Raw genomic sequence first — 14432 nt, 5'->3', positions numbered from 1 at the left:
TCATGCCGAAAGTCCCGGTCGATGAGATCGACCGGGACTTCGTGTGGTGTCCGAGGGGGGACTTGAACCCCCACGCCCGATAAAGGGCACTAGCACCTCAAGCTAGCGCGTCTGCCATTCCGCCACCCGGACAAGGTGTCTGTCTTCCGTGCCGCTGGGCCCTTCCGACGAGGAAAACCATAGCAAACATTCGGGGTGGCCGATCACCACCCCCGGTCGCCCCCGTCGTGTGACAGCCGCATGTCGGCCGAGGGCCGCCCTTGGGTCGGGAGGGGGGCACGCGGGAGGATGGGACGAGCACCGAAGCAATCACGTGGGGCACGTAGTGGGAGGAAGCAGCGTGAGCGAGTCGAACACCGGCCGAAGCGTCACCGCCGAGAACGAGGTGGTGGACCTCTGTCGCGACCTCATCCGCATCGACACCAGCAACTACGGCGACCACTCCGGCCCGGGCGAGCGGGCGGCGGCGGAGTACATCGCCGAGAAGCTCGCTGAGGTCGGACTCGAGCCGAAGATCATCGAGTCGCACCAGGGGCGGGCCTCCACCGTCGCCCGCATCGAGGGTGAGGACCCGTCGCGGCCCGCCCTGCTCATCCACGGCCACACCGACGTCGTCCCGGCCAACGCCGAGGACTGGACCCACCACCCCTTCTCCGGGGAGATCGCCGACGGCTGCGTCTGGGGCCGCGGCGCCGTCGACATGAAGGACATGGACGCGATGACCCTCGCGGTCGTTCGGGACCGGCTGCGCAGCGGCCGCAAGCCCCCGCGCGACATCGTCCTCGCCTTCCTCGCCGACGAGGAGGCGGGCGGCACCTACGGCGCCCGGCACCTGGTCGACAAGCACCGGGACCTGTTCGACGGGGTCAACGAAGCCATCGGCGAGGTCGGCGGCTTCTCCTTCACCGTCAACGAGAACCTCCGCCTCTACCTGGTCGAGACCGCCCAGAAGGGCATGCACTGGATGCGGCTGACCGTCGAGGGCACGGCCGGTCACGGCTCGATGACCAACGACGACAACGCCATCACCGAGCTCTGCGAGGCCGTCGGCCGGCTCGGCCGCCACCAGTGGCCGGTACGGGTCACCAAGACCGTCCGTTCCTTCCTGGACGAGCTCTCCGACGCGCTCGGCACCCCCCTCGACCCCGAGGACATGGACGGCACCCTCGCCAAGCTCGGCGGCATCGCCAAGATGGTCGGCGCCACCCTGCGGAACTCGGCCGCCCCGACCATGCTCGGCGCCGGCTACAAGGTGAACGTCATTCCCGGCCAGGCCACCGCGCACGTCGACGGCCGCTTCCTGCCCGGGTACGAGCAGGAGTTCCTCGCCGACCTCGACCGGATCCTCGGGCCGAACGTGAAGCGCGAGGACGTGCACGGCGACAAGGCCCTGGAGACCAGCTTCGACGGCGCCCTGGTCGACGCCATGCAGCTGGCGCTGCGCGCCGAGGACCCGATCGCCCGTGCCGTGCCGTACATGCTCTCCGGCGGCACCGACGCGAAGTCCTTCGACGACCTCGGCATCCGCTGCTTCGGCTTCGCCCCGCTGCAGCTGCCGCCGGAGCTCGACTTCGCCGGCATGTTCCACGGCGTGGACGAGCGGGTTCCGGTGGACGGCCTGAAGTTCGGCGCCCGCGTCCTGGACCGTTTCATCGACGCCTGCTGAAATTCGTCCGCGCGTTTGCATGTGCCCGGAAAGAGTGAATGAACTCGGGGGCTCGTAGCCCCCTCCATTCCCCCTCGTTACAGGTGGTGCGGTCCGCGGCTGGGGCCGCATTGCCAACTAGGAGGAATAATGATCAAGAAGGTCGTCGCTGCTGCGGCTGCCACTGGCGGTCTCGTTCTCGCGGGTGCGGGCATGGCCGTTGCCGACGCGGGTGCCCAGGGTGCCGCCATCGGTTCCCCCGGTGTCCTCTCGGGCAACGTCGTCCAGGTGCCGGTTCACGTCCCGGTGAACCTGTGCGGCAACACGGTCTCCGTGATCGGCCTGCTGAACCCCGCCTTCGGCAACACCTGCGTCAACGCCTGACGTTGTGCCTCGCCCCGTGAGGGTGTGAGCCGGTCCGGCCCCGGAGTGCGTGCCATGCACTCCGGGGCCGGTGGCCATTTCCGCCCCGGGTGTTCCGCCCGGTGGCACTCTTTCGAAGCCGAGCAGGCAGGGAACAAGCTATGCGACAGGTCACGCGCAAGGGTCTGGTCACCTTTGCGGCAGCCGGAGGCGTTTTCGCCGCTGTGGGCGGCGGTTATGCGCACGCCGATTCCGGTGCGAACGGTGCGGCCACGAATTCCCCGGGCGTCGCGTCCGGAAATTCCGTCCAGGTTCCGGTGCACGTACCGGTGAACGCCTGCGGAAACACCGTCAACGTCGTCGGACTGCTCAATCCGGCGATGGGCAACAAGTGCGCCAACACCTCCAAGCCGGGCAAGCCGGGCGGCGGCTCCTCCGCCGGTGGGCACACCAGTAACTCTCCCGGGGTCGGCTCGGGCAACACCGTCCAGGTGCCGATCGACGCCCCGGTCAACGTGTGCGGCAACAGCGTCACGGGCATCGGCCTGGGCAACGCCGCCGCGGGCAACAACTGCGGCAGCGGCATCGAGCCGACGCATCCGGGGAATCCGGGCAACCCCGGGAATCCGGGCAACCCCGGGAACCCTGGGAACCCCGGGAACCCTGGAAATCCGGGCAATCCTGGTAACCCCGGTAACCCCGGCAACCCCGGGAATCCGGGCAACCCTGGGAATCCGGGTAACCCCGGCAACCCCGGTACTCCTGGGAACCCCGGCACGCCCACCACCCCGGGTACGCCCGGCACGCCCGGTAACCCGGGCACTCCCGGCACCCCCGGCGACGAGGGCGGGCCGAACACCCCGGGTGCGCACAGCGTCACTCCGCCCCGTGCCGTCGAGGAGCTCGCCGAGACCGGTTCCGGTCCCCTCGGCGTGATCGTCCCCGCCGGTGCCGGTCTGCTGCTCGCCGGCTCGCTGATCTACCGCCGCGCCCGCAGCGCCGCCTGACCCGTCGCGCCGACCGAGGCGCACGACGGGTGGTCGAGGCACACCCCGTACGACCGAACCCGTACGACGCACCACGCACAGGGGCCCCGCAGACCGCGGGGCCCCTTCTCGTCGCTCCTACCAGGTCGCCCGGACCTGGCGGATGATCCGCCGCTTCAACCGCACTCTGCGGCTCCCGTCCCGGTGCAGGCTCAGACGGTCCAACTCCCAGTGTCCGTACTCGGCATGGTCGGTCAGCAGCCGCGTCGCCTCCTTGCGGGAGACACCGCGCGGCACGTACACGTCGACAAATTCGTATTCCGGCATCGCATCTATTGTGCGGGCACCGGCCCGCTACGGATAGCGTGCGTCCCATGTCTGATGCTGCGCAGCCCACCGCTGCCGAGGTACGTGCCGCCGCCGAGGCGGTCAAAGCCGCACTGGACCGTCACCTCGCGGCGGTCGAACGCCGCACGGGGGACGACGACACGGCCGTCTACGAAGCCTTCAACGCCCTTGCCGCGGCGGCCGAGGAGTACGACGAGATCCTCTACGACCGCTACGACGAGGTCACTCCCTTCGAGATCCCCGGAGCGGACGGCGCGCTGCCGCCGTACGCCGGACCTGACGAACCCCATGCCCTCAGCCTGCTGATCCGTCGCGACTACGCCGTGGCGGAACCGCAACGTCTGCTCGCCCAGGCCCGCCGCGTCGCCGAGATCGACGGCGAGGCGGACACCACCGGCCCCGCCGCCAGGGCCGGGGTCTCGCCGCTCGCCGCGCTCGGGGTGCTCTTCGGCGAGTACGAACCGGACGAGATCGCCTCCCGGCACAAGGAGTTCGGCCTGGAGGAGGGCGACTCCACGCTCTGGGTCACCGCGGCCGAGGAGCTTCCGGAACCGGGGGAGTGGCTCAACACCCCCTTCGAGCACGCCGATCCGGAGCGGATCATCTGCCGCTTCGACGTCAGCTCCGTCTTCGACGAGGACGAGGACGGAGACGGCGACGACGATCACGAGGAGGAAGGGGCCGGCGGCTCCGACTCCTGAGGGGGAGACGGCGGAGGGCCGGGACACCACGATCGGTGTCCCGGCCCTCCGCCGTTCCGCTCTCCGGGCCCTTACTCCTCGGGCGTGGCGAGCAGCGCTTCCAGGAGCGGCCGCAGCCGCGTCGTGCGCTGCGGCGCCACGCCCTCGGCCACCGCGCGGGCCAATGCCTGGTCCACGCCGTGCACGACCGACAGATGGCGCTCCGCCCGGCCGAAGGCCGTGTACACCCACGGCCTGCTCAGACCGCCGGCGGCGTCCCCCGGCAGCACCACGACCACCGCGGGCCAGCGCGCCCCGGTTGCCTGGTGCGCGGTGAGCGCCCAGCCGTGCCGAAGCGCCGACTCCACCCGCTCCTTGGGTACGAGGAGTTCCTCGTCCCCGCACCGCAGCCGCAGCCCCTCGGCGTCGGCCGACAGGACCGTGCCCGTCACCGTCCGCCCCGGCACGGGCGCGTACGCCACCCGGTCCCCGGGGTCGTAGCCGCCGAACCGGCCGGGGCCGGGGTTCAGCCGCTGCTTGAGGGCCGCGTTCAGCGCACGCGTACCGGCCGAGCCGCCGTGGCCGACCGTGACGACCTGCGTCTGCTCGGACGGCACTCCGATCGCCCGCGGCACCGAGTCGGCCACCAGCTGGACCGTACGGTGCACGGCCTCGCCGGCGTCCCGCACCGGGACGATCACGATCTCCTTGCCGGGGGCCTCGACCTGGTTCAGCTCCCCGGCGCCGATGCCCGAGACCAGCTCGCCGAGGGGCCCCGGGTCGGGCACCCGCGAGGCGATCCGCGGGCACACCCGGGCCGCCAGGGCATCGGCGAAGACCTGGCCCGCACCGGGCGCGCCCAGCACCGCCGGGTCACCGCTCAGCACCAGACGGCAGCCGTCGGGCAGCGACTCCACGAGCACCGCGGCCGTCTCCACGTCCAGCTGCGGCGCGTCGAGCACCACCAGGAGGTCCAGGGCGAACGCGCCCTCCTCGTCCCGGCCGGGCCCGGCCGCCCCGGAGAGCAGCGCGGCGACCGTCACCGCGTCCGCCCCCGCGGGGCCCAGCGCGCGCCGCCCTCCGTCCGCGTGGACGGCGACCAGGGCGCGCAGCCCGCGCTCGCGGGCCGCGGTGGCCAGCGCCACCGGCTCGGCGCGGGAGGCTTCGCCGCCCGTGTGCAGGACCAGTCCGTGCGCGCCGACGGCGCGTTCGAGCTCGGAGCCCTCCCAGGTGTCGGCCGTCGCCGTCTTGACCAGCCGGGCGAGGCCGTCCGCGAGGCTCTCCTCCGCCATCGCGTAGCGGTCGAGTCCGAGCAGCACGGGCGAGGCCGGCTCCTCGGCGACGGCCTCTGCGGCCTCCGTCGGCTCCTCGTCCCCTTCGGGCTCCTCCTCGGCCTCCTCCTGGAAGACGAGGACGGCGCCCGCGGACACGGCCTCGTCGACCGCAGACTCCGGATCGGGCACCGCGTGCCCGGTGAGTCCGGCGCGCACGGTCCCGATCTCCAGTGCCGTGTGTCCCTGGAGCGCGGCCCGCTCCAGGAGCCACACCGTCAGGGCGACCGTCCGGCGCGGGTCGTCGGGGCCGCACGCGGCGCCGAGCAGCGCCCGCGCGAAGCCGTCGGCCTGCTCGGGGCGCACCCCGGGGACCGCGAGCAGCTGCCACGGGTCGTCGAGCAGGGCCTGGGCCGCGCCCTCGCCGAGCGCGGCGGCCACCTGCCCGGCCAGCGCCTCGGGAGCGCCGCCCTTGGCCAGGACCTCCCGCACGGCGGCCGTGGTGCCGGGCGCCGGTACGGGCGCCTGCGCCGGTACGGCGGGGCGCACGGTCGCGACCTGGGCCGTCTCGGGGGCGGGGCGCCGGGGTGCGGGCTCGGGGGCCTCGTAGAACGTGCTGCCCGAGGACGCGCCGCCCTCCACGGCCCGGACGGCCGCGAGCAGGTCGGCCGCCGTGCCGCTCAGCTTGGCGCCGCTCGCCAGGGGCCCTTCCTTCTCGGCCTTCCGCGCCTCGATCCTGGCCCGCAGCTCCCGCTGCGCGGCGAGTTCGGCCTGAGCGTCGCTCAACTCGGGCGTGTCGGAGCTCTTGGCGTCGGCCTCGCCCACCGTGCCCGACTCCTCGTCGGCATCGGCATCGGCATCGGCGTCGGCAGAATCGGCCGTGGCGGACTCCTCGGGCTCCTCGGCCGGCTCGGGCGTGCCGGACTCCTCCGACGCCTCGGCCGCGTCGGGCTCCTGAGCCGTCGCCGGCTCCTCGGCCGGTGCGGGCTCCTCGGCCGTCGTCGGCTCCTCGGCCGTCCCCGGCCCCTCGGGCTCGGCGGCTCCCTCCTGTACGTCCTCCTGGACGTCCTCGGTGGGTTCCACGTCCTCGGGTGCCTCGGGCGCGGTCTCCCCGGAAGGCTCGGTCACAAGGTGCTCCAGTCGTGATCCGGATAGCGGTGCACGGGCGCCGACACATCGTTCAGCGCCCGACAGATCTCGTCAGGAAGACTAAGGGTCTCCACCGACAACGCGGCTGTGAGCTGCCGTGCCGTGCGCGCGCCGACGATCGGGGCGGTCACCCCGGGCCGGTCGCGGACCCAGGCGAGCGCCACGTGCAGCGGGGTCGTCGCCAGCCCGTCGGCCGCCGTCGTGACCGCGTCCACGATCCGGCTCGCCGCCTCGTCCAGGTACGGCTCCACGAACGGCGCCATGGTCTCGGACGCGCCCCGCGAGTCGGACGGGGTCCCGCTGCGGTACTTGCCCGTCAGGACCCCGCGCCCGAGCGGCGAGGACGGCAGCAGACCTATCCCGAGGTCCTGCGCGGCCGGCAGCACCTCGCGCTCCACACCCCGCTGGAGCAGCGAGTACTCGAGCTGCGCCCCCGCGAGCCGGGTCCGGTCGCCGCCGAGTTGCCAGGTGCCCGCCTTGGCGAGCTGCCAGCCGCAGAAGTTCGCCACGCCCGCGTACCGGGCGCGCCCGCTGCGTACGGCGATGTCCAGCGCCTGGAGGGACTCCTCAAGGGGCGTGTACGGGTCGAAGGCGTGCAGCTGCCACAGGTCCACGTGATCCGTGCCGAGCCGGGCGAGGGAGGCGTCGAGCGCGGCGAGCAGATGCCCGCGCGAGCCGTCCGTCCGCCGGTCGGGGTCCGGGACGCTGCCCGCCTTGGTCGACAGGACGAGGTCCTGCCGGGACACGAGCCGCTCCATGAGGCGCCCGAGCAGATACTCCGCCTCGCCCCCGCCGTACACGTCGGCGGTGTCCACGAGCGTGCCGCCCGCGTCCCAGAACGTCTTCAACTGCTCGGCGGCGTCGTGCTCGTCGGTGTCCCGGCCCCAGGTGAGGGTGCCGAGTCCGATGCGCGACACACGCAGGCCGGTACGTCCGAGATGCCTCTGCTCCATGGGCGCGAGATTACTGGCCATGGCACCACGCGGAGAGAGCCTGTGGACAACCGCTTCCTGACGGAAGCCCCGACCGCGCGCTAGAGTCCCGCCCACAAGGACGTTACCGATGGGTAAGGGGTGCGTGGACATGCGGCTCGGCATCAACCTCGGCTACTGGGGTGCGGGCATGGACGGCGACAATCTCGCCGTCGCCCAGGAGGCGGACCGCCTCGGCTACGACGTGTGCTGGGCCGCCGAGGCCTACGGCTCCGACGCGCCCACCGTGCTCGCCTGGGTCGCGGCGAAGACGGAGCGGATCGACGTCGGCTCCGCGATCATGCAGATTCCGGCCAGGCAGCCGGCGATGACGGCGATGACCGCCGCCACCCTCGACTCGCTCACCGGCGGCCGCTTCCGCCTCGGCCTCGGCGTCTCCGGACCGCAGGTCTCCGAGGGCTGGTACGGCGTGAAGTTCGACAAGCCGCTCGCCCGGACCCGCGAGTACGTCGAGATCGTCCGCAAGGCGATGACCCGGGAGCGCCTCAGCTACGAGGGCGAGCACTGGACCCTGCCGCTCCCCGGCGGCCCCGGCAAGCCGATCAAGCTCACCGTTCACCCGGAGCGCGAGCACATCCCGCTCTACATCGCCGCGATCGGTCCCAAGAACCTGGAGCAGACCGGCGAGATCGCCGACGGCGCGCTGCTGATCTTCCCCTCCGCCGCCCATCTGGAGGAGACGGCGCTCCGGCACATCCGCGCGGGCCGCGAGAAGGCCGGGCTGACGATGGACGGCTTCGACGTCTGTCCCACCGTCCCGCTCGCCCTGGGGGACGACGTCGACGCGCTCGCCGACGTGTTCCGCCCGTACACCGCGCTGTACGTCGGCGGCATGGGCAGCCGCAAGCAGAACTTCTACAACCAGCTCGCGCAGCGCATGGGCTACGAGAAGGAGGCCGCCGAGATCCAGGACAAGTACCTGGCCGGCGACAAGGCGGGTGCCGCCGCGGCCGTACCGCAGAGCCTGATCGACCAGACCTCGCTGCTCGGCTCCGTCGAGCGGATCGCCGAGCGGATGACGGCCTACGCGGAGGCCGGTGTCACCACCCTGACCCTCGCCCCGGCCGGCTTCACCCTGGACGAGCGGCTGGCGGCCCTGCGGGCGGGCGTGGAGGCGGCCGAGCGGGCGGGCCTCGCGTAGCGGTTCCGCCGTCGGCGGGACCGAGAGGTTTCCGCGGCCGTGGTGGGGGCTCGGGGGTCTTCCCCGCCACGGCCGTCATGCAGCACAACGGCTCCACGGGGCCCCCGGTTACGCCCTGGGGACTCACTCTTTCGGCCGAGTCGCCCGGCCCTCCTGTTGCCCCTCGCCCCGGACCGCATTTGACTCGTTCTCCCGGGGGCCGGACGGAGTGCGGACATGCGCACGGAGGTGGCGGCGATGCTCACGGCCAAGGGTCTGTTCCAGGAAATCATCGACAACGACGAGTCCTTCCGGCTCTTCTGTTCGATCGCGGCGAGCGGCGAGACCCAGGGCGGCTGGGAGAACGGCCGGATCGCGGCCCTCGTCGCGCCCGGTATGAGCGAGCTCACGCCCAAGATCACCCGGCACGGTGCCGACGAGGACAAGCACGGCCGGATCTTCAACGCCCTGATGAAGAAGCGCGGCCTGGAACCCGTCCCCGTACCGCCCGGCACCGACTACACGATGCTGCTCGAACAGCGCGGCATCGGCCTCGCGCACGACAAGCTGCGCCGCGACGAGCCGCTGACCGAGGACGACGTGATCGTCTACCTCGCCCACAGCCGGGTCACCGAGCAGCGGGCCGCCGACCAGATGGACATGCTCGTCACGTACTTCGGGGACCACCCCGAACTCGGCAAGGCCATCCACATGATCGACAACGACGAGGCGAACCACCTCGCCTACTGCCACGAGGAACTCCTCCGCCTCGCGCGCGAGGGACACGGCCGGCTCATCCAGCGGACCCTGCGTGAATCGGCCCTCGTCGAGATCCAGGTCTACCGCGACGTCAGCCTCGCCGTGATGGGTCACATGGGACGGATCCTGCGCTGGCCCCGGCCCAAGGCGGCCGTCCTCGCCGCGGGCATCCGCGGGATGTACGCGTACGAGCGCGCCGCCGGCTGGCACCGGATGGTCGGCCTGAAGATGCCCGCACGCCTCGACGCCCTCGGCGGGCCCGCGACCCCCGCTCCGGCCTTCTGAGACCTTCCGAGAGGCCCCTGTCCCCGGCCCTGTCCCCGGTCCGCCCCTGTCCCCGGTCCGGCCCTGTCCCCGGCCCTGCCTTCCGGGCGGGGCCGGTCCTCACATCCAGCCGCGCCGCTTGAACATCCGGTACAGGGTCATGACGATGCCCGCCATCACCACGATCACCACGGGGTACGACGCCACCCAGTGCAGCTCCGGCATGTGCTCGAAGTTCATGCCGTAGACGCCCGCGACCATCGTGGGGACCGCGGCCATGGCCGCCCACGCCGAGATCTTCCGCATGTCGTCGTTCTGCCGGACCCCCATCTGCGCGAGATGGGCCGACAGCACGTCGGACAGGAGCCGGTCCAGCCCCTCCACCTGCTCGTTGGCGCGCAGCAGATGGTCGTTGACGTCCCGGAAGAACGGGTGCGCCTCCTCGTTCACGAACGGCACCGAACCGGCCGTGAGCCGGGCCAGCGGTCCGGCGAGCGGACCGCTGGCCCGCCGGAACTCCAGGACCTGCCGCTTCGCCGTGTAGATCCGCTCCGCGGTGTTCGCCGGATTGCCTCCGGTGGGCGCGAAGACGTCCGCCTCCAGCTCCTCCAGGTCGACCTGGAGCTCGCCCGTCACATCGAGGTAGTGGTCCACGATCGCGTCGCTCACCGCGTACAGCACCGCCGTCGGACCGTGCTTCAGCACCTCGGGATCGGCTTCGAGGCGCCGGCGCACCTCGGCGAGGGGCGCGCCCTCGCCGTGCCGGACCGTCACCACGAAGGAGTCGCCCATGAACAGCATCAGCTCGCCGGAGGAGACCCGGTCGCTCTCCGGCTCGTAGACGATCGGCTTGAGCACCGCGAAGAGGGAGTCGTCGTAGACCTCCAGCTTGGGGCGCTGGTGGGCCTTGAGGGCGTCCTCGACGGCCAGCGGGTGCAGCGCGAACTCCGAGGCGACATGGTCGAACTCGGCCTCCGTGGGCTCGTGGAGCCCCACCCACAGAAAGGCGTCCCCGGTGGCCCGCGCCTCGTCGAGCGCGTCGGAGAGGTCGGCGGGTCCGTCCGTACGGCGCCCGTCCCGGTAGATGGCAGAGTCCACGATCACGGGCCGTATTCTCCATCGAACGGCCCCACCACGCACGCGTGGATCCGGCCCGAGGCCGTCCGACCCCATCCGGCCGGGCCCACCGGGTTCCCCGGGGCACCGCCTAGGCTGGCCGGCATGGCCACGTTGATCCTCGTCCGGCACGGACGCTCCACCGCCAACACCTCCGGGGTCCTCGCCGGGCGCACGCCCGGGGTCTCCCTCGACGAGCGGGGTGCCGCCCAGGCCGCCGCGCTTCCCGGGCGCCTCGCGGACGTCCCGCTCGCCGCCGTCGTCTCCAGCCCCCTCCAGCGCTGCCGGGAGACCGTGCGACCCCTCCTCGACGCCCGGCCGGACCTCCCGCTGCACGTCGAGGACCGGATCAACGAGTGCGACTACGGCGACTGGTCGGGCCGCAAGCTGGCCGAACTCAACGACGAACCGCTGATGGAGGTCGTCCAGGCGCACGCCTCCGCCGCGGCCTTCCCCGGCGGCGAGTCCATGCGCGCGATGCAGGCCCGCGCCGTCGACGCCGTACACGACTGGAACGCGCGGATCGAGGCCGAGCACGGCGAGGACGCCGCCTACGTCATGTGCTCCCACGGCGACATCGTCAAGTCGATCGTGGCGGACGCGCTCGGACTCCACCTCGACCTCTTCCAGCGCATCCACGTCGACCCCTGCTCGGTCACCGTGATCCGCTACACGCGCCTGCGGCCCTTCCTCGTCCGCCTCGGCGACACCGGGGACTTCGCCGGTTTCGCGCCCCGCGAGCACCCCGACACCAGCGGGACCGCCGAGGTCGGGGGTGGTGCGGGCGCACCGTGATCCCTACGCGCAGTAGGGTGGACGCGCCGCTGTAGTACGACTGTCGAGACGCAAGGGAGCCGGGAAACGTGTCCCGTCAGGTGTTCCTCTATGACCCACCGGAGCGTTTCGTGGCCGGTACGGTCGGGCTGCCTGGCCGCCGTACGTTCTTCCTCCAGGCGTCCGCCGGCGGCCGGGTCACCAGCGTCGCCCTGGAGAAGACACAGGTCGCCGCCCTCGCCGAGCGCATGGACGAACTCCTCGACGAGGTCGTCCGCCGCACCGGGGGCAACGCGCCGGTCCCCGCCGTCGCCCCCGCCGAGGTCTCCGACACCGCCCCCCTCGACGCACCCGTCGAGGAGGAGTTCCGGGTCGGCACCATGGCCCTCGCCTGGGACGGCGAGGAGCAGCGCATGATCGTCGAGGCGCAGGCGCTCGTCGAACTCGACGTGGACTCCGAGGAGGACCTCGCCGAGGCCGAGGAGCGGCTGCTCCAGGACGAGGAGAACGGCCCGCCGATGCTCCGCGTCCGCCTCAGCGGCGCCGCGGCCCGCGCCTTCGCGAAGCGCGCCCTCGACGTCGTCAACGCCGGCCGGCCGCCCTGCCCGCTGTGCAGCCTGCCGCTCGACCCCGAGGGCCACGTCTGCCCGCGCCAGAACGGATACCGCCGCGGAGCATGAGCAGCAGCCTCACGACGCCCCCGGACGCCGAGCTGCTCGCCCACGGTGAACTGACCGTGCGCGGCCGGGTCCGCGAGGCCTCCAACGCCGTGCTCTACTGCTCCGTCGCCTACCGGGGACGGGAAGCGGCCTGCGTCTACAAGCCGGTCGCGGGTGAGCAGCCGCTGTGGGACTTCCCCGACGGCACGCTCGCCCAGCGCGAGGTCGCCGCGTACGAGATCTCCGAGGCCACCGGCTGGGGCCTGGTCCCGCCGACCGTGCTCCGCGACGGGCCGTACGGGGAGGGCATGGTCCAGCTGTGGATCGAGGCGGACCCCGAAGCGCGTCTCCTCGCCCTCACCGAGGACGACGAGGCGGGCGAGGGCTGGAAGGCCGTCGGACCCGCCCAGGTCGCCGAGGACCGCACCGCGCTCCTCGTCCACGCGGACACCCCCGAGCTGCGCCGGCTCGCCGTCCTGGACGCCGTCATCAACAACGGCGACCGGAAGGGCGGACACCTGCTGCCCGCCCCCGACGGCCGGCTCTACGGCATCGACCACGGGGTCACCTTCCACGTCGACGACAAGCTGCGCACCCTGCTGTGGGGCTGGGCGGGCGAGGAGCTGCCCGCCGAGGCGGCCGGGGTGCTCGACGCCCTCGACCGCTCCCTGGCGCCGGGAGCGCCTCTCACCGCCCGTCTGGCCGAACTGCTCACCGAAGCCGAGGTCGCGGCCGTACGCGCCCGTGTGGAGGCGCTGCGGGCCACCGGACGGCACCCGGAGCCCTCGGGTCAGTGGCCGTCGATCCCCTGGCCGCCGGTCTGACCGGGCCGAAAGCTTTCGGCCAACCCCTCGCCGAGGGGCATGCACCCCTGGGGGGTATGCATGCAAGCCTCCGACCCGCAAGAGCGCCTAATCGGTCAAGATCCCGGATCCGGTTCGTATCCGGAACACCTGTCCGGTTACGCTCGGGTCATGCATGCCTGGCCCGCTTCTGAGGTCCCCGCCCTTCCTGGCAAGGGCCGCGACCTCCGGATCCACGACACCGCGACCGGCGGACGAGTCACCCTCGCCCCCGGCCCCGTCGCCCGTATCTACGTCTGCGGCATCACGCCGTACGACGCGACCCACATGGGTCACGCGGCGACCTACAACGCGTTCGACCTCGTTCAGCGCGTGTGGCTCGACACCAAGCGGCAGGTGCACTACGTCCAGAACGTCACGGACGTGGACGACCCGCTCCTTGAGCGCGCGATCCGCGACGGCATCGACTGGGTCGGCCTCGCCGAGCGGGAGACCGCCCTCTTCCGCGAGGACATGACCGCCCTGCGGATGCTGCCCCCGCAGCACTACATCGGCGCCGTCGAAGCCATACCCGGCATCGTCCCGCTCGTCGAGCGACTCCGGGACGCCGGCGCCGCCTACGAGCTCGAAGGCGACATCTACTTCTCCGTCGACGCCGACCCGCACTTCGGGCAGGTCTCGAACTACACCAATGAGCTGATGCGCCACCTCTCCGCCGAGCGCGGCGGGGACCCGGAGCGCCCCGGCAAGAAGAACCCGCTCGACCCGATGCTCTGGATGGCCGCCCGCGAGGGCGAGCCGAGCTGGGACGGCGCGAGCCTCGGCGCGGGTCGCCCCGGCTGGCACATCGAGTGCGTCGCCATCGCCCTGGACCACCTCGGCATGGGCTTCGACGTGCAGGGCGGCGGCTCCGACCTGATCTTCCCGCACCACGAGATGGGCGCCTCCCACGCGCAGGCGCTCACCGGCGAGTTCCCCATGGCCAAGGCGTACGTCCACGCCGGCATGGTCGGCCTCGACGGCGAGAAGATGTCCAAGTCCCGCGGCAACCTCGTCTTCGTCTCGAAGCTCCGCCGTGACGGCGTCGACCCGGCCGCCATCCGGCTCGCGCTCCTCTCCCACCGCTACCGTGACGACTGGGAGTGGACCGACCGGGTCCTCCAGGACGCCCTGGAGCGCCTCGGCCGGTGGCGCGCCGCCGTCTCGCGCCCCGACGGCCCGTCCGCGGACGCGCTCGTGGAGGAGCTCCGCGAGGCCCTGTCCGACGACCTCGACACCCCCACCGCGCTCGCCGCGGTGGACCGCTGGGCAGCGCTCCAGACGGCCGAGGGCGGTGCCGACGACTCCGCCCCCGGTCTCGTCTCCCGTGCCGTCGACGCGCTGCTCGGTGTGGCACTGTAACGAGCACGACCGAACAACTCCGTTTCAGGCAACCGCCCTTGGACTTCTTGCCGAAGTCCAAGGGCGGTTCCGTTTTGTCCTGGCGGGAATGCTCGTTCCTGC

The 14432-nt window shown here is 72.3% G+C and carries 14 protein-coding genes and 1 tRNA gene; 10 read left to right on the top strand and 5 right to left on the bottom strand.

What is annotated here, in order from left to right; all coding sequences use genetic code 11:
- Positions 1–44: 44 nt before the first annotated feature.
- Positions 45–132 (bottom strand) — tRNA-Leu (locus OG514_RS01590).
- Positions 133–340: 208 nt separating this feature from the next.
- On the opposite strand from OG514_RS01590, the gene OG514_RS01585 reads away from it, so the two are divergent.
- The 3 genes from OG514_RS01585 (at position 341) to OG514_RS39310 (ending at position 3015) form a co-directional block, all read left to right on the top strand.
- On the top strand, positions 341–1666 hold the full coding sequence (locus OG514_RS01585) for a M20/M25/M40 family metallo-hydrolase (RefSeq protein ID WP_266890028.1): 1326 nt from the start codon (positions 341–343) through the stop codon (positions 1664–1666).
- A 129-nt stretch (positions 1667–1795) separates the two neighbouring features.
- The gene (gene chpH, locus OG514_RS01580; RefSeq protein ID WP_030218232.1) at positions 1796–2029 is read left to right on the top strand and encodes a chaplin ChpH; all 234 of its coding nucleotides are present in this window, start codon (positions 1796–1798) and stop codon (positions 2027–2029) included.
- Between the two features lie 140 nt (positions 2030–2169).
- Positions 2170–3015 carry a chaplin gene (locus OG514_RS39310; protein WP_323181463.1) on the top strand — a complete coding sequence of 282 codons (846 nt, stop codon included), beginning with the start codon at positions 2170–2172 and terminating at the stop codon, positions 3013–3015.
- Positions 3016–3132: 117 nt separating this feature from the next.
- Here the strand turns inward: OG514_RS39310 and OG514_RS01565 are convergent, their stop codons facing one another.
- The gene (locus OG514_RS01565; protein ID WP_015032473.1) at positions 3133–3321 is read right to left on the bottom strand and encodes a DUF5703 family protein; all 189 of its coding nucleotides are present in this window, start codon (positions 3319–3321) and stop codon (positions 3133–3135) included.
- Between the two features lie 47 nt (positions 3322–3368).
- Between OG514_RS01565 and OG514_RS01560 the strand changes: the two genes are divergently transcribed.
- The gene (locus OG514_RS01560) at positions 3369–4043 is read left to right on the top strand and encodes a hypothetical protein (protein ID WP_266890023.1); all 675 of its coding nucleotides are present in this window, start codon (positions 3369–3371) and stop codon (positions 4041–4043) included.
- 71 nt (positions 4044–4114) lie between these two features.
- On the opposite strand, the gene OG514_RS01555 is transcribed toward OG514_RS01560, so the two are convergent.
- Together OG514_RS01555 and OG514_RS01550 are read right to left on the bottom strand one after the other, a co-directional pair.
- A complete protein-coding gene (locus OG514_RS01555; protein ID WP_266890020.1) occupies positions 4115–6421 on the bottom strand; it encodes a helix-hairpin-helix domain-containing protein in 2307 nt (768 codons plus the stop codon).
- On the bottom strand, positions 6418–7395 hold the full coding sequence (locus OG514_RS01550; protein ID WP_266890018.1) for an aldo/keto reductase: 978 nt from the start codon (positions 7393–7395) through the stop codon (positions 6418–6420). The genes OG514_RS01555 and OG514_RS01550 overlap by 4 nt, the downstream gene beginning before the upstream one ends.
- A 130-nt stretch (positions 7396–7525) precedes the next feature.
- On the opposite strand from OG514_RS01550, the gene OG514_RS01545 reads away from it, so the two are divergent.
- Together OG514_RS01545 and OG514_RS01540 are read left to right on the top strand one after the other, a co-directional pair.
- On the top strand, positions 7526–8575 hold the full coding sequence (locus OG514_RS01545; protein ID WP_266900714.1) for an LLM class F420-dependent oxidoreductase: 1050 nt from the start codon (positions 7526–7528) through the stop codon (positions 8573–8575).
- A gap of 237 nt (positions 8576–8812) precedes the next feature.
- On the top strand, positions 8813–9598 hold the full coding sequence (locus OG514_RS01540) for a ferritin-like domain-containing protein (protein ID WP_266900713.1): 786 nt from the start codon (positions 8813–8815) through the stop codon (positions 9596–9598).
- A gap of 99 nt (positions 9599–9697) precedes the next feature.
- Here OG514_RS01540 and OG514_RS01535 read toward each other — a convergent pair whose 3' ends face one another.
- Positions 9698–10690, bottom strand: a complete 993-nt coding sequence (locus OG514_RS01535; protein WP_266900712.1) for a magnesium and cobalt transport protein CorA — start codon at positions 10688–10690, stop codon at positions 9698–9700.
- Between the two features lie 108 nt (positions 10691–10798).
- On the opposite strand from OG514_RS01535, the gene OG514_RS01530 reads away from it, so the two are divergent.
- From OG514_RS01530 to mshC, 4 genes are all read left to right on the top strand, one after another.
- On the top strand, positions 10799–11488 hold the full coding sequence (locus tag OG514_RS01530; protein ID WP_266890016.1) for a histidine phosphatase family protein: 690 nt from the start codon (positions 10799–10801) through the stop codon (positions 11486–11488).
- A 68-nt stretch (positions 11489–11556) separates the two neighbouring features.
- Positions 11557–12147, top strand: a complete 591-nt coding sequence (locus tag OG514_RS01525; RefSeq protein WP_266890013.1) for a DUF3090 domain-containing protein — start codon at positions 11557–11559, stop codon at positions 12145–12147.
- Complete coding sequence (locus OG514_RS01520; RefSeq protein ID WP_266890011.1) at positions 12144–12950, top strand: SCO1664 family protein; 807 nt, start codon at positions 12144–12146, stop codon at positions 12948–12950. The genes OG514_RS01525 and OG514_RS01520 overlap by 4 nt, the downstream gene beginning before the upstream one ends.
- A gap of 150 nt (positions 12951–13100) precedes the next feature.
- A complete protein-coding gene (gene mshC / locus OG514_RS01515; RefSeq protein WP_266890009.1) occupies positions 13101–14330 on the top strand; it encodes a cysteine--1-D-myo-inosityl 2-amino-2-deoxy-alpha-D-glucopyranoside ligase in 1230 nt (409 codons plus the stop codon).
- Positions 14331–14432 lie beyond the last annotated feature (102 nt).

Origin of the sequence: Streptomyces sp. NBC_00572, from assembly GCF_026341815.1 — a bacterium.
Taxonomy (GTDB): domain Bacteria; phylum Actinomycetota; class Actinomycetes; order Streptomycetales; family Streptomycetaceae; genus Streptomyces.
Note: the sequence above shows the minus strand (reverse complement) of the source record. Positions and strands in the feature narration are given on the sequence as shown.